Raw genomic sequence first — 25,560 nt, forward strand, 5'->3', positions numbered from 1 at the left:
TATTTGAAAGGATGCTGGAATGGATTGACAGTTATAATAGATATACAAGAATACATATGATAGAGGTGATGGTATGTTTAGCCATATTCGAATAAAAATGCTTCTGATTGTTATTCCGGTATTATGTGTGGTCATCATGCTGAGTTATAACGCCAGCGTGAGAACTGCAAAAAGGATCGTCGATCGTGAAACCAGCGAAAGAATATCTGCTGAAGAAGAAATACAAAAAAATATCATCGAGAAGAATATGAATGCTGCGGCTGAAATATCACGGGTGCTTGCTGTCTTTGGGGGGACTGGGTATAAAGAGCACTCTCCCGATTATTTCATTCATATTCTGGAACCAGTTGTCAGGGACAATCGGTTCATTTTAGGGGCAGGGATCTGGTATGAACCATACCTTTACAATCCGTCCCGGAAATATATGGGACCTTATGTATACAAAAAAGAAGACCGTATCATCCCAACGTTCGATTACAGCAACTCTGATTACGATTATTTTTCCCAGGATTACTATTCTCTTGCTAAAAAGAATAAAAAGACCGTCTGGACTGATATGTATTATGATCAGACCAGCAGTCTGTATATGATTACCTGTTCCCAGCCGGTCTTAGACCAAAGCGGGAATTATATCGGCTGTGTGACGGTAGACGTGGGATTGTCTTCCATGCAGAAATTTGTATCGGATTATATTGCCAGTTATGACGGAACAACCTGCATAATCAGCAAAGACGGAACATATCTTGCGGCGGAAAATGAAGATCTTGTAAAGGAGAAAGTCAGTGTCTATGACTCCTCCAATTCTTCATTTCAGGAGGCTGTTGCCAGGATCATGTCCAGTGAAGAGGGAAATACTGTATATTACAGGGCTAAACAAAGGATAAGTCTGTATTATAAGACACTCAATGATCTGGGCTGGAAGATCATTTTTGAAATTCCGGAGAGTTCCATACATATGCCGCTGCACGAGCTGTCAGACACATTCATTTTAATTTTCGGACTTTCCCTTCTGTTTATGTCCCTTACTATTTTTTTTCTTACGGAAAATATCATTGACCGTCCGGTTAAAGCTATTTTAAGTGAATTAAAACAGAGCAGTGAAAAACTGGAGCAGTCCCTGAAAGAAAATGTTGCTTCCCAGAAACAATTAATCAGGCAGAATAAGATCTTAACGGAGCGGGAAACCCAGATGTACCACAGTCTGAAATATACCAGTTCCCTGATGGAGGCAATCCCGGATACGGTGTTTGTCATTTCTAAGGAGGGGATTTTTCTTGACTGCATCGGAGATCGGGAGCATCTGTTTTTTTCAAAAGAGGAGTTTATTGGAAAATATATTTCAGATGTGATTCCTACTAATATAGCAAATAAGAGCAGAGAGATCCTCAATCAGGTGTTTCTTACAGGAGAAAACCAGAAAATTGAATATGAATGGATCAATGGTCAGACTACAGAATATCATGAACTGCGGGTAGTAAAATGGTTTGATGATAAAGTCATTGCAATAGCCAGAAACATAACAGAAACGCATAATTACATAAAGGAAATCGAAGAGATCAGTTATTATGACCAGGTAACGGGCCTTCATAACAGAAGGTATTTTGATAAAAAAGAGAAGGAATTAAACCAGGCAGGATATTATCCCATGAGTGTTATTTTTTCGGATCTCAATGGCTTAAAGCTTGTAAATGACTCCTTTGGGCATGAATACGGAGACAGCATGCTGAAACGTTATGCCGGAATATTAATGAATTCAGGCAAAGATACGGATCTGATCAGCCGTGTTGGAGGAGATGAGTTTGCGATTATTTTAAAAAAGTCTGATCAGGAAGATACGGAACAGTATATCCGGGAATTAAAGGAGAAATGCAAAGGAGAGACCATCAATGGAATCGAGCTGTCAGTTTCGTTTGGATATTGTATTATAAAGGATTCCAGTCTATCCGTTCAGAATGCTGTTAAGCTGGCAGAAGATGAGATGTATCAAAACAAATTATATGAGGCATACAGCAGAAGAAGTAAAACTCTTGAGATTATCTTAAATACCCTTCATGAGAAGAATCCAAGAGAGGAGCAGCATTCCCAGAGAGTAGCAGAAATCTGTGAATTAATGGCAAAGAACCTGGAGATGTCTGACAGTGACATTAAGAAAATCAGAGCTGCCGGTCTGCTGCATGACATCGGTAAAATAGGAATTAAGGAAGAACTGCTGAATAAGCCGGGAGCATTAACAGAGGATGAGTTTCAGGAGATCCGCAGACATTCGGAAATCGGTTACCGTATATTAAATACTGCCCCCAATATGTCGGAGATCGCGGAGATTGTTTTATGCCATCATGAGCGTTGGGATGGCAAAGGTTACCCCAAGGGGAGAAGTAAAACGGATATACCGCTTTTTGCCAGAATTATAACCATTGCCGATGCCTATGATGCCATGACAAGTGACAGAAGCTACAGGAAGGCACTGCCGTCCTCCTATGCACGAGAGGAACTGATCCGGGGTGCAGGAAAGCAGTTTGATCCGCAGCTGGTTGATTTTTTTGTGAAACAGGTAATGGGATAGAATTGACAGTGTCAGCCGGTTGTGTTAAAATCGAGAAAAATTAATATCGTTTTGGGGAGCTGGTGACCTGGCTGAGAGGAAGTAAGAACTTCGACCCGTTTAACCTGATTTGGGTAATGCCAACGTAGGGACAGCTGATCTTTCACCATCATGAGATGTGTCTTTACAGGCATGTCTCATTTTTTTCTCACAAAACAAAGAAAAGGAGCAAGAAAATGTTTGAACAAATCATTACAAATGTAAGAAACAATGTACCGCTGGTACATGCAATCACAAACTATGTGACTGTAAATGACTGTGCCAACATCATACTGGCAAGCGGCGGATCGCCTATTATGGCTGATGATATGAACGAGGTACGTGATATCGCTGCTATATCCTCTGCTCTGGTTTTAAATATGGGAACGCTCAATGAACGGACGGTTGCATCCATGCTTGCAGCAGGAACAACAGCAAATCAGTGCGGTATTCCTGTTGTTTTGGATCCGGTGGGAGCCGGGGCATCGGCATTCCGGAATAAAACAGTATTGCAGCTTTTAAAAGAGGTCAGGTTTTCCGTAATAAAAGGCAATATTTCTGAAATTAAATTTCTGGCTGCAGGAGAAGGAAAGATATCAGGAGTTGATGCCTGTGAGGCGGATAAAGTAACAGAGGAAAATTTAGGCAGCGTGGCAGATTTTGCCAAAGCATTTTCTGAAAAAACAGGTTCCGTCATTGTAATTACCGGTGCCATTGATCTTGTGGCAGATCACGAGCATGTATATGCAATCCGAAACGGCCACCCTATGATGAGCAAAATCACAGGGACGGGCTGTATGCTTTCTGCGGTAACCGGCAGCTATATCGGAGCGAATCCCGGAGATATTTTACGTGCAGCGGCAGCGGCAGTATGTGGAATGGGGCTGTGCGGGGAGCTGGCGCATAAAAGGCTGCGTGAGCTTCAGGGTGGTACCGGCATGTACCGCATGCTTCTGATTGATGAAATGAGCAGACTGGACGAGAAAATACTGGAAGAGGGTGCAGAATATGAATGTATCGAAAGATAATATGCTTCTATATGTAGTCACTGACCGGACCTGGCTTGGCAATAACAAGCTTTATGAGCAGGTGGAGGAAATTGTACAATCAGGTGCCACGTTTATCCAGCTTCGTGAAAAAAATCTTGATTACGACAGTTTTGTTGCAGAGGGGAGAGAGATTCGGAAAATTACGGACAGGTACAACATACCTTTTGTAATTAACGACAATATTGATGTCGCTCTGGCGGTAGGCGCAGATGGGGTTCATGTAGGGCAAAAAGATCTGGAAGCCAGAAAATGCAGGGAACTGATCGGAGAGGATATGATACTGGGAGTATCAGCCCAGACAAAAGAACAGGCACTTCTGGCTGAGAAAAGCGGTGCGGATTATATCGGAGTGGGAGCGGTTTTTGAGACTTCCACCAAAACCGATGCAAAGCCTGTTTCCTATGATACTTTAAAGGAAATCTGCAGCTCCGTATCCATTCCGGTGATTGCAATTGGTGGAATTAATGAAGATAATATCCAAAAACTGAAAGGGAGCCACATTGACGGAGTCGCAGTGATATCTGCAGTATTTGCTGCCAGGGATAAGAAAAAAGCAGTGAAAACCCTGTTATCGCTGGTAAAGGAGGTTGTTATATGAAAAAAGTACTGACGATCGCCGGCTCTGACTGCAGCGGAGGTGCAGGTATTCAGGCAGATTTAAAAACAATGACTGCCCATAAGGTATACGGAATGAGTGTAATTACGGCTCTGACGGCCCAGAACACCACAGGTGTAACATCAATTATGGACGTGACACCTGAATTTGCAGGGCAGCAGATGGATTGTATTTTTACAGATATTATTCCGGATGCGGTAAAAATCGGCATGGTTTCAAACAGCGGAATTATCAGGGTGATTGCAGAGAAACTGGAAAAATACAACGCCACAAATCTGGTGGTGGATCCTGTTATGATATCAACCAGCGGCTCAAAGCTGTTATCCGAAGAGGCAATGGATACGCTTGTCAGCAGACTGCTCCCTGCTGCTTGTCTTATTACACCGAATATTCCGGAAGCAGAAGCACTTTGTAATATAAAAATAACAAATAAAAATGATATGGAGAAAGCAGCAGAGGTAATATTTAAACAGTTAAACAGTGCTGTCCTGATCAAGGGCGGTCATTTAACGGAGACTTCTGACGATCTTCTTTATACAAAAGAGAATATGGTCTGGATTCGTGGCAAACGCATTGACAATCAAAATACACATGGTACAGGCTGTACATTATCTTCTGCCATTGCCTGCAGTCTGGCCAATGGATGTTCTATGGAACAGAGTGTCAGAAATGCCAAAGCATATGTTACCGGCGCTTTAAATGCACAGTTAGATCTGGGGAAAGGCAGCGGTCCGCTGAATCATATGTGGGGGATTGACACGAACTGTAATCTGTTATAGAATCAAAGTAAACCACAAGTATACTTTGATTCACTGAGGTGCAATTACAGGAGGTCAGAAAATTGGGAGCAGAAGAACGCAGGCAGCAGGAGAAGGAAATTAAGAGGAATGATATTATTGCTGCTGCTGAAAGAGTATTTTTTGCAAACGGCTATGAGAATTCATCGATGGATGCGGTTGCCAGGGAGGCAGAATTCAGTAAGAGGACTGTTTATGTTTATTTTAACAGTAAAGAACAGATCTATTTTGAGATTATGATCAGAGGTTACAGGCAGCTTCTTAAGATGCTGAAAGAAGGATTTGAAAAGGAGAAGCCGTCCGGTGCATTGGAAGAGCTTCGCTGTATTTTTTATACGTTATCGTCCTTTCGAGACAGACATGGAAATTACTTTAAAGCTATTATGGAGTATGAGACAAAGGATGACCAGGACCAGAGCGGAGTAAGCATAGATTCCAGAAACGAGTGCTACCGCCTGGGGGAAGAGGTCCTGTTCTTTCTTACGCAGGCATTAGAAAAGGGAAAGAAGGATGGAAGCTTTAAAAGAGATCTGGAATGTGAAAAAACTGCATTGATCTTATGGGCATTTACCATAGGGGTTTTTAATGCAGGCGGTAAGAAAAAGGAGTATCTGAAGAATTATCACAATATTACTGTGGAGGAATTTTTCGAGGAGTCCTTCACAATGGCAATACAGCTCGTATCCGCAAAGGGGTAAACAGTATGAAATGCAGTTCAGGAAAGAAAACTCTTTTTAAGATTCTGACCTGTGCTTTAGGCGCAGGTATATCTATGATGTTTCTATTATTTATTCTTGGCGGAGGATTTATGAAGCAGACTTATCTGGAACCTTGGAACAGAGATTATGCATCACATATGGCAGATCCCAGAGTACGTCTGGCAGCTGCCGGTCTTTTGGCGGCAAATAACCATAATATGCAGCCATGGAAGGTAAAGCTTGATCAGGAAGACCCCATGGTATTTTACTTATATGCAGACGGCTCCCGCGCGACAAAAGAAGTGGATCCACTTTACCGGCAGCTGATGATCACACAGGGAACATTTCTGGAGTATGTTAAAGTGGCAGGAGAGAAGGAAGGATTTCATACAGACATCACGATTTTTCCTGAGGGCGATTATGAGGAAGATTCTATTTTACAAAGTATGGATCAAAAGCCTGTGGCAAGAATTTTACTTTCTCCTGGAAACATGGAAGAGAGTCCGCTCTACCCTGAGATGTTTCTGGCAGATACAAACCGTGGTAATTATAAAAAGGAAGCTCCTGATCCGTCTCAGATCTCAGTACTTTTAAACTTGTCAGATGAAAACGGTCTGTCCATGAAATTTTATACTGATCATGACAATCTGAAAAAAATCGGAAAGTATGTTATGGAAGGAGCTGAGATTGAAGCTGGAGTAACCAGGGTAATGGACGAATCTAATGCAATTTTTCGTACAAATGAAAAAGAAAAGAATCAATATCGTTTTGGCTATTCCCTGGAAGGGCAGGGGGTTTCCGGTTTAAAAAAATGTATGCTGCAGGGAATCATCACATTGTTCCCCACCCTCAAAGAAGGGAAAGGTGCATCAGAGAATTTCATTCGTTATACGAAGACAGCCGTCACCCATACGCCCTCCTACGCCATGATACTTTCCAGGGATAACAGCCGGACAGATCAGGTACGAAGCGGCATGCTTTACAGCAGGCTGGTTCTCACCGGTCATACCTTAGATCTAACTATGCAGCCCTTAAGCCAGGTGCTGGAGGAATACCCTGAGATGAAACAGACATATGAAAATTTTAATCATGAATATGCGTCCCGGGGGCAGACGGTACAGATGCTCTTGCGGATCGGCAAACCGGTAAAACCTGCTCCATATTCCATGAGGCGTGATGTACTAAGTCTGATTAAGGAATAAAATGTAAAATTTAGTCGATTTTTGTAAGATATATATTTATAAAAACCACAATCCCATGTATAATATACATAAATATTATGACAAGGGGGACATACGCACTTGAAGACGATAAAAGGGAAATTGTTTTTTGTTATAGTTCTTTTGTTAGTTGCGACTTCAGCAGTGAATGTGATTACAGGAATCAGTGCCAGTTATTTCAGTATTACGGAAAATACGAAAAACGACATGAAAGCCATGGGAGAAATTGCGGATACTGCATTGGCTGCAGAGATTAACCTGTTAAAAGAGCAGGCAGATAATCTTGCAGATCAGTTTGGAACAGTATCACAGGGGGACTGGAGTAAAAAGCTGAAATTATTGGATTCATCCCTGAAAAATACAAAGTTTCAGGCTTTTGGGATTGCTGGTCCGGATGGAAAAATAATCAGCTCAGATCAGACCCTGAATGGTCAGGATTTCTCACAAAAAAGCTGTTTCGCAGACAGTATTAGTGGGAAAACTACCATCTCCTCTACGGAAACTCTGGATAACAAGCAGGTGTTTTATGTGTGTTCCCCCTTATCCTCTGGTTCCGGTGTGGTTGTCGGCGTATTAGACGGTCTTTATTTCAGCAGAATCATAGAAAATATTGTTATCGGAAAGACCGGCAATGTGTTTATGCTTGACAAAGCAGGTACCTTCATCGCCAATAAGCGCCCAAATCTGGTTGAGGAACGGCAGAATTTTATTGAAAAAGCAAAGACAGATTCTTCCCTGGCGAACGCATCAAAGGTTTATGGCAAAATGATAAAAGGGGAAAAGGGTGTAGACAAATACGAATATGAAACAGGAGCCAGAATCTGCGCATATGGCCCCGTAACGAATTCCGACGGCTGGTCCTATGGTGTGGTGGCACCGATTAAAGAAATGACCTCTTCTATCATTTATACAGTTATCCTGTTATTGGCGTCATCCGCTATTATGATCATAGCAGGTATTATCGCAAGTTTTGTTCTGGCCAACAGACTTTCCAATCCAATAAAGAAGATTACCGGCCGTATGGAGCTTTTGGCCAACGGTGATCTGGAAAGTGAAGTCTATATACATAACAGTAAGGATGAGATTGGTGTATTGACAAGAAGCATTGCTGATATGATAAGCTCCCTTAAATCCTACATTCAGGAGATTGCCTATATTTTACAGCAGGTGTCCGCCGGTAATTTAAATGTATCTTCCAATGTGGAATACAAGGGGGAATTTATTGAAATCCAGACATCATTAAACCAGATCACACATCAGTTAAACAAAGCATTTGGAGATATTATTGTTTCGGCCAGCCAGGTGAGCAGCAGCTCCGAACAGGTGGCAGAGTCTTCCCAGCAGTTATCTGAGGGAGCCACAAGGCAGGCAAGCTCCGTCGAAGAAATCGCCGCTACAATTTCTGATATTTCCCATCACATCAGATCCAATGCTGAGAATGCGAAAAAGGCCGGAACCATGTCACTGCATGCGGTGGAACAGGTCAGTAGCGGTCAGCAGGAGATGGAAAGACTGGTAAGTGCAATGACTGAGATCAGTGAGACTTCTGCTGAAATCGGTAAAATTATAAAAGTGGTGGAAGACATTGCATTTCAAACCAACATTCTGGCACTGAACGCAGCTGTGGAAGCAGCCAGAGTAGGAGAGGCAGGAAAAGGTTTTGCTGTAGTGGCAGATGAAGTCCGCAGTCTGGCAGGCAAAAGTGCAGATGCAGCCAGAGATACGACAGCGTTAATAGAAAAATCAATCGAAGCAGTGAAAAACGGAAATGAAATTGCATTAGAGACCTCCCATTCTCTGGAACAGATTGTAACGAGTACCCGTGAGGTTTCAGAATTGGTGAACGAGATTTCAGGCAGATCCTCGGAGCAGTCAGAGGCAGTTTCACAATTAAAGTCCGGAATGGAACAGGTCTCCGGAGTAGTACAGTCCAATGCGGCCACTGCAGAAGAAAGTGCTGCGTATGCGCAGGAGCTGTCCGGACAATCCTTAATTATGACAGATCTGGTTTCCAGATTTGATCTGAAGAAGGAAAATAAATAAAATATCTGTCAGTGCTGTTTATTTGGTACGTTATTGTGATATTAAGCCGGTGACACGATTCGTGTCACTGGCTTTTTTACGGTGTTACGGTAAGTGTCTTGCTCATTTAATCATAATAGAGGAAAATATGGATAGTAATAAAACTATAAAGGCAGGAGGAATTATAAGTATGTATTCCATTGTAACAGAATTTTTTAAGGTGCTGTTTTTAGGAATTGTTGAAGGAATTACAGAATGGCTCCCCATCAGCAGTACCGGTCATATGCTCCTTGTGGATCAGTTTTTACAGTTAAATGCAAGTGAAGGCTTTAAGGAAATGTTTTTTGTGATGATTCAGCTGGGTGCAATTTTAGCTGTTGTGCTTTTATTCTGGGATAAGATGTTTCCTTTCCAGTGGAGAGACAGTAACAGGCCTTTCCTTATAAAAGAAACGTTTCTGATCTGGATAAAGGTAGTGATATCCTGTGTTCCTGGAGCAATTGTAACAATTCTTTTCGATGATTATATTGAGGCACGATTTCATACTCCCGGTGTTATCGCAGCAGCCTTGATTTTTTATGGTGCGGCCTTTGTCATCATTGAAAACTGGAATAAAGAGCGCACACCTTCGGTAAGGAAACTTCAGGATATCAGTTACCGGACGGCATTTATTATTGGGTTATTTCAGGTTCTGTCCATTGTCCCAGGCACCTCACGCTCCGGTGCAACCATAATTGGAGCTTTATTAATCGGAGTATCCCGCACGGCTGCTGCTGAATTCACGTTTTTCATGGCAGTACCTGTGATGTTCGGTTTGAGTGCCATAAAGGTATTAAAATTTGGTCTGTTCTTTACAGGAGAGGAACTCTTTATTCTGGTGACTGGTATGACGGTTGCATTTGCCGTTTCCATACTGGTTATAAAGTTTCTCATGAGCTATATAAAGAAACATGATTTTAAGGTATTTGGCTGGTACCGCATCATCCTTGGTATTTTGGTACTGCTATGGCCATTTTCATGATGGGAGATAACTCTGAAAATTAAAATTGCTCTATAACGGGAGGCCACAATGTGGTCTCCTTTCTGTTTAATCTATATTTCCAGTTAATTCTAAATTATTTTGTTGTAATTAGAACGCACATTTATTAAAATAGAAACAGACAAAAGGCTCAGCTTGTATACAGGGGACATGGAAATCTAAGGATATACATAAAAGGGAGAACTTAAATGATAAAAATACTAATTGTGGACGACTCTGTTTTTTCACAAAGAATGACTTCTAATGTATTGAAAAAATGTCTTGCCCAGTCAGAGGTTTACTTTGCTGGTGACGGTTGGGAGGGATTAAAGAAGTATCAGGAAAAGAAGCCGGATTACATATTTGTGGATCTTCTGATGCCAGGACTTGACGGACATGGGTTAATTAAACTTATTAAGGAATATGATCCGTCTGCAAATATTATCGTGGTTTCCGCTGATGTTCAGAATCAGGTCAGAGAAGAGATGGAAAAGCATCATATTATAACATTTATTAATAAGCCTTTTACTGAGGAAAAAGCACAAATAATCTGTAATATGATGAAGGAGAGGGACAATGGAAAACCATGATATGACGCAGGATATCTTAAAGGAGCTGTTTAATATCAGTGTAGGGCGTGCAGCGGGTATCTTATCGGATATTGTACAGCAAAAAATACATTTAACTGTGCCGAATGTGAGAATTCTGGATGTCTCTTCAGAAACTTATGCCATCGATGAGTATATATCAATGAAAAAAAAAGGAACTCTTATGGTATCCACCCTGTCGTTTAAGGAAAATTATACTGGTAAAGCCAGTCTGATATTTTCAGCAGAGAAAATGAAAAAATTTATCAGTCTTTGCCTGCAGGAAGAACAGCAGGACAGTGAAGAGATGGATTTTAATGACGTGGATTTTGATATTATAAAAGAAATCGGAAACATTTTATTAAACTGCATCCTGGGAGAAACAGGGAATCTTCTAAACATCAGCTTTAAATACACACTGCCGGAGGTGAGACTTTTTAATCTGTCTGAATTTAAGTTTGATTATCAGAATACAGGTAATTCCCATATTTTGTTTCTATATATTACTTTTGTGATTGGTGATACGGAAATCGAAGGGGCGGTTATTGTTGATTTATTGCTGAATTCCCTGAATGATTTATTGACGAAGATTAACCAGCTAGAGGAAGCTCTATATGAATAAATTATTATATCAGGTACTGGATAATCTCAATGAGGGGATTGTCATATTAAATGAATATTTACAAATCATGTACTGGAATTATTACATGGAGGATGTGACCAGTTGTGCGATACATAAGCGGCTGCTGAATAATTCCGATTATTTTAACATGAAGGTAACCAGAATTGAGAATGAAGGGAAACATTTTATTCAGTTGGAATTTATCAATGTTACCAGCCAGTTTAATCAGATTAAACAGCTGAAATCCTATGTGAACCAATTATGGGACACCAACAGGAATCTAAAGGAGAAGGAGAAGACAATCCAGAAGATGGCATACTATGACAAATTAACGGGTGTCGCAAACCGCAGCCTGTTCTATGAAGTCTCCGCCAGTTTGCTGGCACAGGCAAAAAGAAATAAAAGCCTTCTGGGACTGATGTTTTGTGATGTGAATAAGTTTAAGTCCATCAATGATACCTATGGCCATGAATTTGGAGATAAAGTGCTGATACATGTCGCAAAGCTGTTAGAAAAGGCAGTCAGGAAAAACGATGTGGTATGCCGGTATGGAGGAGATGAATTTCTTATACTTCTGCCTGATATAAAAGAGATTGACAATTATGATATTGTGGCTTCCAGAATCGAGGAACTGACCAGGAAAGCAGTCAGGATCCAGAACATCACAATTCCCCTGTCCATAAGCGGAGGGATCAGTTTTTATCCTATCGACGCAGATTCCATCGACCAGCTGATTGCAAAAGCAGATGCTGCCATGTATGCTGCAAAACAGATGAAGGGAATGGAAACTTATTTTTACCGTATGGATTAAAAGCTGGATTATCCGGTCACATCCCTTCTAACGAGCATATATTATACCGTATATATTTAATCGTGAGGTATAATATGGATCAGTACACAGCTAGACCGTCGGATGAAGTACAGGTAGGTTATGTGCGAGTCATGCACACAGTACCTAATGCACCAAATGTTGACATATACGTGGATGATGAGATGATTATTGAAAATCTTGCCTACGGGGATTTTACTGATTACTTACCGGTGCAGGAAGGGACCTATAAGGTTTCTGTCTATGTATCCGGATCCCAGGATACACCTGTCGTTGAAAACATGCTGCCGGTAGAGCCAGGCGAGATGCTCACAGTAGTGGCAGTAGGAACTCCTGATAACATCGGACTATTATCCATCACCGATGCCAATGGAGAAATGATCCAGGGAAAAGCTATGGTACGTTTTATACATCTCTCTCCGGATGCACCTGCAGTTGATATCACACTGCCTGACGGCACCGTGGTATTCCCCAATGTTGCATTTAAGCAGATTACCCCCTATATCGCAGCAGATCCTACAAATTTAACCTTGCAGGTCAGACCTGCCGGGTCAACAGACGTTGTATTGGAAATACCCGATGTTCCTTTAAGTGAAGATTATTTCAATACGATTTATGCAGTAGGTCTTCTGCAGGGAAATCCGCCTCTGGAGGTTCTCTTGACAACGGATGAAGTTTAGGGTATAACTAAATATTAGTAGGAGAAAAACAGATAGCTCTTTGTGGAGGAGTTATCTGTTTTTCTGTTAATAATAGAATGAAGAACCAGGAGATGATAAAATGATACGAGAATTTCAGGAAAATGACTTAAACCGGATTATGGAGCTATGGCTGGATACCAATATACAGGCACATGATTTCATTCATAAAAGCTATTGGCAGGAACATTTCCAGGAAGTGAAGGAGATACTGCCCAGTGCTTCTGTTTCCGTATACGAAGAAAAAGGAATCATACAGGGGTTTATTGGTCTGATGGACAGTTACATTGCCGGAATTTTTATTTCAAAAGACCAGCAGTCAAAAGGAATCGGAAGCCAGCTTCTGAATCATGTAAAAGAAAATCACACACAATTATCCTTAAAGGTCTATGAAAAGAACAAGCGGGCGGTTGATTTCTATCTGAGAGAAGGGTTTCTTGTGACTGAACAACAGGAGGATAAGGAAACCGCAGAAGTGGAATACGAGATGAAATGGACCCGAATAGAATCAGAAAGCAAATAAATCTTTCCGTATACAAAACTGAGGGAAACTGGTATGATAATAAAGACAAATCAGACACGAATTGAATGGCACGAAGGATTTAAAAAAGATTATGAAACAATTAACCATAGGAATACTGGCTCATGTTGATGCAGGTAAGACCACGCTGTCAGAAGGAATTCTTTATATAAGCGGGAAGATCACAAAGCCGGGAAGAGTTGATAATAAAAATACATTTCTGGACACCTATGAGCTGGAAAAAGCGAGAGGAATCACCATATTTTCCAAACAGGCGGTATTTGATCTGGGAGGAATGAAAGCCACCCTTTTAGATACTCCCGGACATGTGGATTTCAGTGCGGAGATGGAACGGACGCTCCGCGTGCTTGATTATGCCATACTGGTGATCAGCGGTGCAGACGGGGTTCAGGGACATACCAGAACTCTATGGCGCCTTTTATCCATGTATCGGATTCCTGTTTTCCTTTTCATTAATAAGATGGATCAGCCGGCTGCTGATAAGGACCGGCTCATGAGTGAGGTCAGAAAGCAGCTTCATGATAACTGTATCGAATTTTCCCTGACTGGCACAGACAGTTTTTATGACCAGCTTGCCATGTGCAGGGAAGACATGATGGATGAATATCTGGAGTCTGGAATCGTAAGCAGAGATTTAATCAGGCAGGGGATCAGAAGCCGAACTGTGTTCCCCTGTTTTTTTGGTTCTGCACTGAAACTGCAGGGGATAGAAGAACTTCTGACAGGAATCAGTGAATACGCACTTATACCAGAATATCCTGCCCAGTTTGGTGCAAAAATCTTTAAAATAACAAGAGATGATCAGGGAAACCGGCTGACACACTTAAAGCTTACCGGTGGTTCCCTCACGGTGAAGAATACGCTGACCAATGGAACCTGGCAGGAAAAAGTGAACCAGATCCGTATTTATTCCGGTGAAAGATATGAGGCAGTGAATGAAATCACTCCCGGATGCATCTGTGCTGTGACCGGTCTTAGTCAGACAAAGCCGGGGGAGGGTCTGGGAATTGAAGAAGCCTATGAGTCTCCGGTATTAGAACCAGTGTTGTCTTATCAGATCACTCTGCCGGATTGCTGTGATCCAAGGCAGATACTTCCTAAGCTTCGCCAGCTGGAGGAAGAGGAACCGGAACTTCATATTATATGGGATGAGAACTTGCAGGAGATACAGGCACAGATCATGGGAGAGATACAGATTGAGATATTAAAGAGCCTGATTCTGGAACGGTTTGGAGTGTCTGTCTCTTTTGATACGGGAAGAATTGTGTACAAGGAAACCATAGATAATCCTGTGGAAGGTGTAGGCCATTTTGAGCCGCTGAGGCATTATGCTGAGGTACATCTTTTACTGGAGCCTGGAGAATCAGGCAGCGGTCTGGAATTTTGCCTGGCCTGCAGCGAGGACCTGCTGGGGAAAAACTACCAGAGACTTGTGCTGAACCATCTGGAAGAAAAAGATCACAAAGGTGTACTGACCGGATCTGCAATTACAGATATGAGAATCACACTGGTATCAGGCAGGGCCCATCAAAAGCATACGGAAGGCGGGGATTTCAGGGAGGCGACTTACCGTGCAGTGCGCCAGGGTTTAAAAGAGGCTCATTCCATCCTGCTGGAGCCTTATTACAGTTTCACACTTGAGCTGCCTGAGAGTCTGGTGGGGAGAGCGATGACAGATATTGAAAAGATGCACGGAACATGTGAGATAACCCATACAGACGGAGAGACATCAGTTCTTACCGGCAGTGCTCCGGTAGCCACCATGAGGAATTACCAGAAGGAGGTATCTGCCTATTCCAGAGGCATGGGAAGGCTGTTTTGTACCTTAAAAGGCTATGAGCCATGTCATAATCCGGAAGCTGTAATGACCGAAATTGGTTATGATTCTGAAAGTGATACGGACAATCCTGCCGGCTCCGTATTCTGCTCTCATGGTGCAGGATTTGTGGTTCCCTGGGATCAGGTGAAAAACCACATGCATCTGGAATCATTTCTAAAATTGCCCCAGTTGGCTGGGGAAGAGAGGGAAAGACAAGTCCGGTCTTCCTTAAGGGATGAACCGCTTATGAGTCTGGAAGAGATAGACCGGATTATTGAAAGTACCTTCTACTCCAACAAAGGGAAAAAAACTGAATGGAAAAGGAAACGCCCGTTATATGTATCGAACCGCGAGCCGGTTTATCATGAAATCAGGCAGCCGGAACAAAGGGAGGAATATCTTCTGGTAGACGGTTATAATATCGTATTTGCCTGGCCGGAGCTTGCAAGCCTGGCTCAGGATAATATGGACGGGGCGAGAATGAAACTTCTGGATCAGCTGTGTAATTACCAGGCAATCCGCAAATGCCGGATCATTGCAGTATTTGATGCTTACCGGGTAAAAGAGCACCGGGAGGAAGTTATTGCCTACCATAACATTCAACTGGTGTATACGAGAGAAGCACAGACAGCAGATCATTATATTGAAAAATTCGCCCATGATAACAATCAAAAATACCGGATTACCGTTGCTACCTCTGATGGCCTGCAGCAGATGATCGTAAGAGGTGCCGGGTGTGCGCTGTTATCAGCCAGAGAATTAAAGATCGAGATGGAAGCTGCCAATGAAAGAGTGACCGGGGACTATCAGGATTCCACTCCAAAAGACCGGAATTATCTTCTGGATTCTCTGTCAGATGAGACAAAAGAACAGTTAAAAGATGTGAGCAGAGAAAATCATAATTAAAATGGTCCTTACTGCAGATCCGCAGCGGCTGATACAGAAAGGACCTGAGAGCTGTCATTTATAACGGCCGCTTGATGAGATGGAAAGTTCGTATTTATCGCCCACGATGCATATATCATCGGAAAAAAGCGGATTCTCATCTTTATAGCAGACACGCTGGATGCACAAGAGAGCAGTTCCCGGCTGTATTGCCAGCATTTCTGATTCTGCAAAATCTGCAGATTTTGCAAAGACTTTGTCAGCTGCTGACTGAATATCCAGGTGATATTGCTGTTCCAGAAATTCGTAAAGACCGTTGAATTTGCCTGAAAAGTGTTCAATATTTGGAACCAGTGCATATGGTATGTAGTCTTTTATGATTGCTATGGGTTTTTCATTAACCAGTTGGATTCTCTGTATACGGGCTATTGGCGTTCCAGCAGTCTGATGAAGTTCTTTTCCCAGCTTCTCTGTTGCATAAATGATGTCAATATACATGCTTTTGGTGCGGACATCAAATCCCCTTCTGCGGAGACATTCTGTAACTGAGGTGACTTTGTTTAAAGATTGTGTAGCTCTTGAATCCAGTACGATCGTACCTCTTCCCTGCCTGATTTCAACAAAACCTTCATCCTTAAGAATTTCCATGGCAGTTCTTACCGTGGTACGACTCACTTGATAGATCTTTTCAAGCTCTGGTTCTGTTGGAAGGAATTCTGAAACAGGATAGGTTCCATCTTTAATTTTCATTTTTATTGAATCATGAACGACCATATAAGCAGGAACTTTCCCCATAGTAAAGTAATTATGAAAATCATAGGGCAGCGATTTTCATAATCCTCCTTTCTTTAAAAATATTCATTTAACTGACATTCATTATATCATAAGTTTCTTTTATAGCAAATAAATGTAAAAGAATATTGCATATTTATTAATAATTATTAAATAGTTAGTAATAAATTATGATTTTAAGGAGAATTTATGTGTATCAATAAGAAAAGAAAAAATGATGACTGGCTCCATGCAAAGCCGGCGGTCTCAGTGACATTTGCATGGAGTAAGTTCAGTCACTGAATGAAAGCCGGTTTTGCCTTCTGATCCAATGAAACAGGAGGAAGCCAGCATGAAATATGTAAATGCAAAGACAATTCTGCCAGATAAACTGGTCAGGGAATTGCAGCAATATATTCAGGGCGAATATGTTTATATACCCGCCCTTAGTGAACAGAGAAAGCAGTGGGGAGAAAAAAGCGGATACCGGGAGGAATTAAAACAGAGAAATAACGACATCAGAGTCCAGTATTATAATGGAGGTTCCATGGATGACCTGGCAGAACAATATTGCCTTTCCCTTTCTGCTATCAGAAAAATCATATATCAGTCATAAACGGACGGAGCTGCAGTGGCAGCTCCGTTTTATACAGTATAATACAGAACGATTCTGTGGAATTGCAATTTCTGCCGCAGGCGATACAATAGACTCAAACGTTTTGCGGGAGGAAAATAAGTATGGAACTGACTTATATGGGATTTGAGGAACGAATTATAACACCGGAATATTCCGTGCAGTTAGCAGGGTATGACGCCCGGCCGGACAATCGTTCCAGGGGCATTATGAAAGATTTAAAGGCACAGATTCTTGTGGGAAAAAGAAACAAAGAACGATTCTGCCTTGTAACAATTGACAGCCTGGGATTTACCGTTGAGTTAACCAGTCTTTTGCGGCAGAGGATATCACGGAGTCTGCCAGTCAGTATGGAGCAGGTTATGATCTGTTTTTCCCATACACACACTGCGCCGAATGCCGCCGTAGAGCCGGATTATTATGAAAGGGTCTGTGAGACAATTCTTAAAGGGGCTAAGAAGGCGTGGGAATCCCAGGTTCCTGTTCGCGCCGGATGGGGAATTGCTGAAAATACCGTGGGAGTTAACAGAAGAGGAGTGGGCCATTCCATTGATCCCCGGATCGGGATTTTAAAAATATGCGGTGACAGGGAAGAAATAAAGGTATTAATTGTCAGAGTAACCGCCCACTGCAACGTACTGATGCCTGATAATTACCAGATTTCACCGGATTATTTCGGAGAGGCAAGGGAAGCTCTGGAACGCAGATATGACTGCAGAGTAATGCTGGTGCAGGGGGCATCCGGAGACGTAAGACCCAGATATCGTCAGGAAAATGCCGATTATCTGGAGATCCATCCGGCAGAGGTGCATCTTTTGGACATCAGCAGCCAGATGAAGGAACGATTTGGGGAACAGAGAAAGAAGGCATTGAAAGATATGGCAGATGCTATATGTGAGTCACTGAGTCCGGTGGTAGACGGGATTATTCCACAGCCAGTCTCCAGGTTATCCATGTTTTCCAGCAAATCCACATTTTATTCTGATGTGCCCGATTTGGACCGTGCACGTGAAATTGCAGATGAAGCATGGAAGATGGGGAGAATCAATGGATCAGACTGGCTGCGGGAAGTGGAGAGGCTTTTGAAAAATAAGGAAAGCAGACAGACTGCAGAAATTGAAATACAGTTTTTTGCAGTCAATGACGGCTGTCTGAGCGGTGTACCAAGTGAAGTCATGACAGATATTGCAGTTGAGATCTGGAAAAAGACCAGTAATCCCATGGTGTTTTTCAATGGTTATACGAATGGCTGCACCAGCTATCTCCCTACTGCTGCAGAATATGACAGAGGCGGTTATGAAGTTCTGTGGTCCAATGTTCTTTATTACCGATATCATGGCCGCGTCATGCCTCTCAACCGGGATACGGCAGAACGGCTGGAGGATGCGGCTGCAAAGATATGGAAGGGGTATCAGATTAACGGGACTTCTGAAATTTTCTGATTCTTAAGACAAAATAAACTCCAAATACTAGTGTGTATAAAATAACAGATAACATGTAATTTACCCGATAAAGCATCACCATATCGGAAGAAGGGCTGAGGGCTTCCACCAAACTGGGAACCAAAAGCACCATTAAGTATACGTAAAGGATAGCAAACCAGGGGTAGGAAAGCCGCTGCACTTTTTTCCAAACCCTTGGTTTCATCTTTTTTCGTACTGCTTTAAAAGAGGTGACCATTAAAATGATCATAATGGAAAAGAGCGGTATCGTCAGGATCAATGCCAGGGTCTGACGAAGATCCAGTTTGTCTGGTGTTTGGAAAATAGCTGCTATGTAATAGATACCGTAAGCAAAGGAGTGTGCTAATGTGATCAGGCAGGCAATGATCGACAGATAGCCTCTGATAGGCATCAATGCCGGAACAATTTTCCCTTTAGGATCTAAGGCACCAATATACATTACAATTACAAATAATGCAGTGGAGAAGGCACCTCTGTAAAAGACGGAAATGATATATTGGTAGGTCCATACCGGAAATACCTCGTATAGATTTAGTTTTGTGTAACATACGATAAATCCGATGATTGCTATGGATAGTACGTAGAATACAGCGGGGTGTTTACGGATGGCATTTTTGAAAAAGAATACAAATAATATGGCTTCCAGTAATGCAATTAAGAAAATCATGTTATGTGCCTTTTAACCTTTCTTGTTATAGTTGGGGGGGGATGCGGATTGTTACACAATGGTTAGCAAAAACTAACCATCACGAACTATAACATAAGAAATGATAAGGTGTCAAGATTGCTTTATGGCGTTTTTTTCTCAAAGCTTTGGTTGTTGGGGTAATGATAATTAGTTGCTTTTAGGGAAGGGAGTGAGATTTTTGAGAAGGTTATTTTATTGGTAGATTTATTGATGCAGTGGATAGATGTTAAGCGGTGTGTGGGATGATTTTAAGATTTAAACTGATAACATAAAAAAAGATATATGATAATTGGAAAAACGAATCATAAATTATCATTATTTAATTGTATTATTTTACAATTTGTCATAAAATGGTAATTAGTATTCTGAACAAGAAGATGGGGGATTAATTAAGAAAACTTTTGAATGTTATAGCAATAATGGGAAGTTTATAGATTAATTATAAGTAAGGAGAACATTCGATGAATAGCAGATATATAGCGGAAGATATTAAAAAGAGATTATATGCAGAATCGATGGGGAGGTGTATGAATCCGGCATGTCAGAAGAAGTTGTTTAGTGAAAATGGTGACATAATTGAAAAGGCGCACATTGATCCATACTGTGAAACAGCAGATAATACATTCGAAAATTTGGTTCTGTTATGTCCTAATTGCCACACAAATTTTGATAAAAACCATGCATTTACTCCTGAAGAAGTTTTGGGCTGGAAGAAAACAAGAGGCGAAGAAGTTGAGCGGATATTTAGTAAAAAGTTTTCGAGCTTTGAGGAGCTAAAAAAAGCGGTTGTCCCATTGCTTGAAGAAAACAAAGCTATATATGAAAATTATTATTTACATGAAAATAAAAGCCTATGGAATAAGTTTGAAATTAAGATGCTGCAAAATAATCGAAAACTACAGCTTCTATTTTCATCAAATCTGAGTTTGATTCAAAGCAATCAAAATAAATCTTATTCAAATTTGGAATATATTCGGGTGTTTATAGCTCATGTGGAAGAATTTCAAGCAACTCGTTCTGATGCTGAAAAAACTAGAGAAATTCTTTTTCCTGTGGAAATCAATTCAATATTTGGTATTGCCCCTGTTGTGGATTCTATTATACCATCTGTGGAGTCATTGGAACTCTTAATAGAAATACTAATTGAACAAAATGAATTTGAAAGAATAGTTATGGGTGTCGAGCATCCATACATCTGTATTTATGAAAACGGAAAAGCCACTTCTGTATTTTTAGATGATACTCCTAGATTAAGACAAATGTACTATGACTATAAATGCTTTAGAAGTCCAAAAGTTCGCTTGGACAGTCTCAATTTTGCGTTAAGATATATTCGGTCAAGAAGTGTCAGCTATAAGTTCTTAACTAAAGCTAATCTAAGAGAAATTATCATTCAAAAACAGAAAATGATTTTTGTATACGAATATTGTTTAAGCCAGGCATTTTTAACACAACTATCACCCGAAGAAAATAGTGTCATCGTCAATCTACATAACTGGAATGGGGAAAGTTGTATATCCCATCAAGCATATAGTTTGGCAGAGGACATGAATGTAAGGCTATTAACCATGAATGAATTTTATAGGTATATCAATGAGATCAAAAAATAGTATTTTAGGAATTATTAAAGAACACATAGCACTATTTGATCCGTTCACATATGTATATTTATTTGGATCTGTAATAGAACCCAATATTGCCCATAATGATATAGATATATTGATTATCTATGCAAAGTACTCAGATGAAATAGGAAACAATTTACAAGTGATTTTGGATGAGTTGGAAAAAGAAAGTGGTATGATTATTGATTTGACAGCATTGAGTATCGAAGAAGAAAGAGACATTGCTTTTTTAGAAAGAATTAAACACCATTATATAAAAATTAAATAAAGCTACGTGATAGCAGAAAAAAGTTGGAGGTAGACGAAATGTTTGATAAATTAACTTCTAATTATATTTATAAAGAAATTGGCACCGTCATGTACACTATAAAGATTAAATTACTTATATAATTCTGCTAAGTAATTTATTATAGGATATCTAATAAATCAGCTTCTCATTATATTTAAAATAATACTAAAATAAGAATTAATATCAAATAGAGATAAGTTCTTCTTAGTAGTAGTGACTTTAATCCATATGCAAAAAAAAATTATAAATGGATCAGCAAAAAAAAGGAGGATGGTTAACTATGAGCAGATTATGGAATATAATTTTTGGCTGGGAAGAAATACTTGTAACCGATGATATAGATAAATATATGAAATTAAAAGCAGAATTGACCAATAAGGGGATTATAACCCGAACAGAATTTGTTAACAATCAACGGAGTCATAGAGGAACCGGTTCAATGGGAAATGTGAGTATGTATTATTTATATATGAAGAAAAACAAAAAATAGATGCCGATCACTTCGGGTTCTGTAGTATACCATTACTTTCAATTGTATAACAAGTAAAAAGGACTAGTGAAAGACTTGAATCAGGTTTCATAACCCCATTGGAACCTTTTGCAGAAAGGCGGATTTATAGCAATGAATAGAATAATCGTTTTAAATATAAAATTTAAGTTTGATAAGTCAGAGGGTGTAGTCCACCCAGTCGTATTATTAGATGATAAGAATATGGTACTTATAGACTGTGGATACACGGGATTTCTACCTGCAATCGAACGGGCAATGGAAGAAAACAATCTAAATTGTGGAAATTTAACTCATGTTTTAATTACACATCAAGACCATGATCATATGGGCGCATTATCTGATTTAAAAAAGAAGTATCCACATATACAAGTTATTGCAAGTAAAAGGGAGTCAGCGTATATTTCTGGAAAAATAAAGTCTTTGAGACTGGAACAAGCTGAGAAAATGCAGACAAACTTACCTGAAGAACAAAAGCCGTTCGGATTGGCATTTTGTAATATTTTAAAAAATGTTCAGCCTGTCAAAGTGGATTTGGAAGTAAGCGACGGAGATGTTTTTGATTGGTGTGGAGGCTGTACCATCATTGGAACTCCAGGTCATACACCGGGACACATATCTGTTTATGTGAATCAGAAACAAGTTATGATTACAGGAGATGCAGCAACACCTGAAAAAGGAGAATTAGTAATTTGTAATCCTCAATATGCATTGGATATTAAAGAGGCTGGAGAATCACTGCGTAAGATTATGACATATGGAGCAAAAGAGATTATCTGCTATCATGGAGGTATCTTGATGCCTTAAAATGTTGACTATATAATTACAATATTTTTAGCGCAGACAGATGAACGAACGATGAATATCATTAAAGAAATATATGCCAGGCACAAGGTTAGGGGGTATTTTTTCTATTGAAACCAGAAAATATGAATTTGCAGAGGTATTAAATGATGGTAGGAATATATGATTGGTTCGGATATGATATATCAATTAAAGACAGATATAAACTCATAAAAGAGGCTGGTTTTGATACTGTGATGCTATGGTGGAGCGAGGGTTTCAATAGAGGGAATGATTATCAAAGCAGCGTGCAATATGCTTTAGATGCAGGACTATTTATTGAAAATATACATACACCAGTACAGGACCAGAATAATCTTTCCTTGGATAATCTGGCTGGAGAACGCGTAATTTTGTGTTATCTACAATGCATTAAAGACTGTTTGGAATTCCATATACCTACAATGGTTATACATTTACCAAATGATAAGTATCCAATAAATGAATTAGGGATGAAACGAGTTGAAAGAATAACAAATCAGGCAGAGGAGTTCAATGTGAATGTTGCCTTTGAAAATCTGGAAAATATTCATAATCTGGCTCTTGTTTTAAACCATAATAATTCTAAGAAAATCGGCTTTTGCTACGACTGCTGTCATCATGCAAATTATGCGATTACAAATGATCTGTTAGGAAAATATGGTAAACGTTTAATGGCATTGCATTTACATGATAACGGCGGGCAGAGAAAACAACATCAATTACCTTTTAGCGGGAGTGTAGACTGGCCAATGGTCATGCAAAAAATAGTACTTACAGATTATAAAGGTGCAACCACATTAGAGCCGATGAATTGGGGATATGAAAACTTGTCAATTCAGGGATTTCTTAGCAGTGCATATAGCAAGGCAAAAGAATTGGATAACTGGCGTAATTGTTTATATAATTAACTGAGAGGTAAACGTATGATTATACTAATTGGTGGGAGCACACATACTGGAAAAACGTTATTAGCTCAGAAATTAATCGAGAGATATTATTATCCATGTATGTCACTTGATCATCTGAAAATGGGTCTGATTCGAAGTGGTTTAACAGATCTTACGCCAGATGACGACGATAAATTGACCGGTTTGCTGTGGCCAATAGTAAAAGAAATGGTTAAAACTGCAATAGAGAATGGCCAGAATATGATAATAGAGGGCTGCTATTTCCCATATGACTGGAAGAACTATTTTGACCTGGAGTATTCGAAACATATTAAATACGTATGTTTAGTAATGTCATCAAAGTATATTAATGAACATTTTGATGATATAAAAAAATATGCTGGTATAATTGAAGAACGAAAAGAAGACAGTTATTGCAAAAAGGAATTATTGTTAAGGGATAATCTGAATAGTTTAGAGATGTGCCAAAAATATGATTGTGAATATATCTTAATTGATGATGAATATAGAATTGATATTGACTTCAGCTCTATATGATATGAGTAAATGTGTGGCTGACTGCAAAACAAAAAGGGTGATTTTGCTAAATTTCAAGATCTACAGAAAGGGAAATAATGACACGAGCAGTGATTTTTGACATGTTTGAAACGCTGATTACGCACTATAACAGTCCTCTGTATTTTGGTGCGCATATGGCGGAGGATGCAGGAATTCCAGAAGATAAACTTCAGTCAATCTGGCGTCCTACGGAAGAGGAACGTACGATAGGAAAATTAACATTGGAGGAAGTATTGGAAAAAATACTTAGAGAAAATCAATGTTATTCCGAAGCACTACTAAAGAAAATTGTGGAAAAACGCATAACGGCAAAGGAAGCGTGTTTCAGAAATTTACATTCTGAGATCATACCAATGCTTTCAGCGCTGAAAGAAAAGGGATTTTTGATTGGACTGATAAGTAACTGTTTTTCTGAGGAAGCCTGGGTTATACGAAGAAGTGAATTGTTTTCCTATTTTAATGCGGTTTATCTTTCTTACGAGCAGGGGATTCAAAAACCAGACGAGGAGATTTTTAAAAGATGTATGGCTGACTTATCTGTAAAGCCTGAGGAATGTATATATGTGGGAGACGGAGGCAGCGAAGAACTGGAAACCGCCAGAAAACTAGGGATGAAAGCGGTTCAGGCAGTTTGGTATTTACAGGAAGGGACAAAACAGCCTGCTAAGCGTAAACAAGACTTCTTACATGTGGAAACACCGTTAGAATTATTTAACTATATCGAGATGTAAATCAGATATTTTATAATAATAACAAATTAAGGAGGGATTCTTTTGAATTTAATATTAAAAAAATGGGAAATAACCGATAAAAATGCCTTGATTAAAATATGCAATGAAGCTGACAGACAATACTTATCAAACAGATTACCTTTTCCATATACGGAAAGCGATGCACAGTGGTGGCTTAATATGGTCCAGGAAAAAGAAGCAAAAGATGGGATTTTCAGAGCGATTATTGTTAATGGTGAGTGCGTAGGTAATATAACAGTTGAAAAAAAGGATGATGTGCAGTGTAAGGATGCTGAGATCGGATATCTTTTATTAACAGATAATTGGTCACAGGGGATCATGACAGAGGCGGTAAAACAAATTTGCTTATGTGCATTTAAGGAATTAAATATTATAAGAATCACTGGGCTTGTCTATAAGCCGAATATAGCTTCCCAAAGAGTACTGGAAAAAAATGATTTTACGCTGGAAGGCATTATGAGAAATGCTGTCTACAAAAATGATAATATATATGATATGTGTATATACGGAAAATGTTTATAACTAAAATAATAAAGGGTGATTATGCCAGAAAAGCA

26 protein-coding genes and 1 riboswitch are annotated in these 25,560 nt (G+C 40.0%); of the genes, 24 read left to right on the top strand and 2 right to left on the bottom strand.

The features are described 5' to 3' along the window. Positions 1–73 precede the first annotated feature (73 nt). The 14 genes from CRO04_RS11965 (at position 74) to CRO04_RS12030 (ending at position 16,003) form a co-directional block, all read left to right on the top strand. On the top strand, positions 74–2,563 hold the full coding sequence (locus CRO04_RS11965) for an HD domain-containing phosphohydrolase (RefSeq protein ID WP_097004473.1): 2,490 nt from the start codon (positions 74–76) through the stop codon (positions 2,561–2,563). A gap of 42 nt (positions 2,564–2,605) precedes the next feature. Further along, a riboswitch (TPP riboswitch) is annotated at positions 2,606–2,712 on the top strand. A 66-nt stretch (positions 2,713–2,778) separates the two neighbouring features. After that, positions 2,779–3,609: a hydroxyethylthiazole kinase gene (gene thiM, locus CRO04_RS11970; protein WP_097004474.1), complete on the top strand. Its 831-nt coding sequence runs from the start codon at positions 2,779–2,781 to the stop codon at positions 3,607–3,609. After that, positions 3,590–4,228 (top strand): thiamine phosphate synthase, encoded by a 639-nt coding sequence (thiE, locus tag CRO04_RS11975; protein WP_097004475.1) that lies wholly within the window; start codon positions 3,590–3,592, stop codon positions 4,226–4,228. Before thiM ends, thiE begins: the two co-directional genes overlap by 20 nt. Beyond that, positions 4,225–5,025, top strand: a complete 801-nt coding sequence (gene thiD / locus CRO04_RS11980) for a bifunctional hydroxymethylpyrimidine kinase/phosphomethylpyrimidine kinase (RefSeq protein WP_097004476.1) — start codon at positions 4,225–4,227, stop codon at positions 5,023–5,025. Before thiE ends, thiD begins: the two co-directional genes overlap by 4 nt. A 62-nt stretch (positions 5,026–5,087) precedes the next feature. Continuing rightward, positions 5,088–5,741, top strand: a complete 654-nt coding sequence (locus tag CRO04_RS11985) for a TetR/AcrR family transcriptional regulator (RefSeq protein WP_097004477.1) — start codon at positions 5,088–5,090, stop codon at positions 5,739–5,741. A 5-nt stretch (positions 5,742–5,746) separates the two neighbouring features. After that, positions 5,747–6,943: an Acg family FMN-binding oxidoreductase gene (locus tag CRO04_RS11990; RefSeq protein WP_242974448.1), complete on the top strand. Its 1,197-nt coding sequence runs from the start codon at positions 5,747–5,749 to the stop codon at positions 6,941–6,943. Positions 6,944–7,042: 99 nt separating this feature from the next. Beyond that, positions 7,043–9,004 (top strand): methyl-accepting chemotaxis protein, encoded by a 1,962-nt coding sequence (locus CRO04_RS11995; protein WP_097004478.1) that lies wholly within the window; start codon positions 7,043–7,045, stop codon positions 9,002–9,004. Between the two features lie 169 nt (positions 9,005–9,173). Beyond that, positions 9,174–10,004: an undecaprenyl-diphosphate phosphatase gene (locus CRO04_RS12000; RefSeq protein WP_097004479.1), complete on the top strand. Its 831-nt coding sequence runs from the start codon at positions 9,174–9,176 to the stop codon at positions 10,002–10,004. A 206-nt stretch (positions 10,005–10,210) separates the two neighbouring features. After that, the gene (locus tag CRO04_RS12005; RefSeq protein WP_097004480.1) at positions 10,211–10,591 is read left to right on the top strand and encodes a response regulator transcription factor; all 381 of its coding nucleotides are present in this window, start codon (positions 10,211–10,213) and stop codon (positions 10,589–10,591) included. Then, positions 10,578–11,210: a chemotaxis protein CheC gene (locus tag CRO04_RS12010; RefSeq protein ID WP_097004481.1), complete on the top strand. Its 633-nt coding sequence runs from the start codon at positions 10,578–10,580 to the stop codon at positions 11,208–11,210. Before CRO04_RS12005 ends, CRO04_RS12010 begins: the two co-directional genes overlap by 14 nt. Continuing rightward, positions 11,203–12,021, top strand: a complete 819-nt coding sequence (locus CRO04_RS12015) for a GGDEF domain-containing protein (protein WP_097004482.1) — start codon at positions 11,203–11,205, stop codon at positions 12,019–12,021. Before CRO04_RS12010 ends, CRO04_RS12015 begins: the two co-directional genes overlap by 8 nt. 74 nt (positions 12,022–12,095) lie before the next feature. After that, positions 12,096–12,719, top strand: a complete 624-nt coding sequence (locus CRO04_RS12020; RefSeq protein ID WP_097004483.1) for a DUF4397 domain-containing protein — start codon at positions 12,096–12,098, stop codon at positions 12,717–12,719. 100 nt (positions 12,720–12,819) lie between these two features. Further along, on the top strand, positions 12,820–13,260 hold the full coding sequence (locus CRO04_RS12025; RefSeq protein WP_097004484.1) for an N-acetyltransferase: 441 nt from the start codon (positions 12,820–12,822) through the stop codon (positions 13,258–13,260). Between the two features lie 91 nt (positions 13,261–13,351). After that, the gene (locus CRO04_RS12030; protein ID WP_097004485.1) at positions 13,352–16,003 is read left to right on the top strand and encodes a translation factor GTPase family protein; all 2,652 of its coding nucleotides are present in this window, start codon (positions 13,352–13,354) and stop codon (positions 16,001–16,003) included. A gap of 54 nt (positions 16,004–16,057) precedes the next feature. Here CRO04_RS12030 and CRO04_RS12035 read toward each other — a convergent pair whose 3' ends face one another. Beyond that, on the bottom strand, positions 16,058–16,777 hold the full coding sequence (locus CRO04_RS12035) for a GntR family transcriptional regulator (protein WP_097004486.1): 720 nt from the start codon (positions 16,775–16,777) through the stop codon (positions 16,058–16,060). Between the two features lie 328 nt (positions 16,778–17,105). Here CRO04_RS12035 and CRO04_RS12040 point away from each other — a divergent pair, with 328 nt between their 5' ends. Both CRO04_RS12040 and CRO04_RS12045 read left to right on the top strand, forming a co-directional pair. Beyond that, entirely contained in the window at positions 17,106–17,369 is a 264-nt protein-coding gene (locus CRO04_RS12040) for a CD3324 family protein (protein WP_097004487.1), read from the top strand. 122 nt (positions 17,370–17,491) lie between these two features. Then, on the top strand, positions 17,492–18,829 hold the full coding sequence (locus CRO04_RS12045; RefSeq protein WP_097004488.1) for a hypothetical protein: 1,338 nt from the start codon (positions 17,492–17,494) through the stop codon (positions 18,827–18,829). Here CRO04_RS12045 and CRO04_RS12050 read toward each other — a convergent pair. Next, complete coding sequence (locus tag CRO04_RS12050) at positions 18,804–19,517, bottom strand: ferric reductase-like transmembrane domain-containing protein (protein WP_097004489.1); 714 nt, start codon at positions 19,515–19,517, stop codon at positions 18,804–18,806. The two genes, CRO04_RS12045 and CRO04_RS12050, sit on opposite strands and share 26 nt — an antisense overlap. Positions 19,518–19,999: 482 nt before the next feature. Between CRO04_RS12050 and CRO04_RS12055 the strand changes: the two genes are divergently transcribed. From CRO04_RS12055 to CRO04_RS12090, 8 genes are all read left to right on the top strand, one after another. Then, a complete protein-coding gene (locus CRO04_RS12055; protein ID WP_207654440.1) occupies positions 20,000–21,148 on the top strand; it encodes an HNH endonuclease signature motif containing protein in 1,149 nt (382 codons plus the stop codon). Next, complete coding sequence (locus CRO04_RS12060) at positions 21,132–21,431, top strand: nucleotidyltransferase domain-containing protein (RefSeq protein ID WP_207654441.1); 300 nt, start codon at positions 21,132–21,134, stop codon at positions 21,429–21,431. Before CRO04_RS12055 ends, CRO04_RS12060 begins: the two co-directional genes overlap by 17 nt. A 301-nt stretch (positions 21,432–21,732) precedes the next feature. Beyond that, the gene (locus CRO04_RS12065; RefSeq protein ID WP_097004491.1) at positions 21,733–21,942 is read left to right on the top strand and encodes a hypothetical protein; all 210 of its coding nucleotides are present in this window, start codon (positions 21,733–21,735) and stop codon (positions 21,940–21,942) included. 132 nt (positions 21,943–22,074) lie between these two features. Beyond that, on the top strand, positions 22,075–22,767 hold the full coding sequence (locus tag CRO04_RS12070) for an MBL fold metallo-hydrolase (protein WP_097004492.1): 693 nt from the start codon (positions 22,075–22,077) through the stop codon (positions 22,765–22,767). A 143-nt stretch (positions 22,768–22,910) separates the two neighbouring features. Continuing rightward, complete coding sequence (locus CRO04_RS12075; protein WP_330400841.1) at positions 22,911–23,693, top strand: sugar phosphate isomerase/epimerase family protein; 783 nt, start codon at positions 22,911–22,913, stop codon at positions 23,691–23,693. 15 nt (positions 23,694–23,708) lie between these two features. Then, entirely contained in the window at positions 23,709–24,230 is a 522-nt protein-coding gene (locus tag CRO04_RS12080; RefSeq protein WP_097004493.1) for an adenylate kinase, read from the top strand. Positions 24,231–24,307: 77 nt separating this feature from the next. Further along, positions 24,308–24,982 (top strand): HAD family hydrolase, encoded by a 675-nt coding sequence (locus CRO04_RS12085; RefSeq protein WP_097004494.1) that lies wholly within the window; start codon positions 24,308–24,310, stop codon positions 24,980–24,982. A gap of 42 nt (positions 24,983–25,024) precedes the next feature. Further along, entirely contained in the window at positions 25,025–25,525 is a 501-nt protein-coding gene (locus tag CRO04_RS12090; RefSeq protein WP_097004495.1) for a GNAT family N-acetyltransferase, read from the top strand. The last annotated feature ends 35 nt before the right edge of the window (positions 25,526–25,560 follow it).

Origin of the sequence: Lacrimispora amygdalina, from assembly GCF_900205965.1 — a bacterium.
Taxonomy (GTDB): Bacteria; Bacillota; Clostridia; order Lachnospirales; family Lachnospiraceae; genus Lacrimispora; species Lacrimispora amygdalina_A.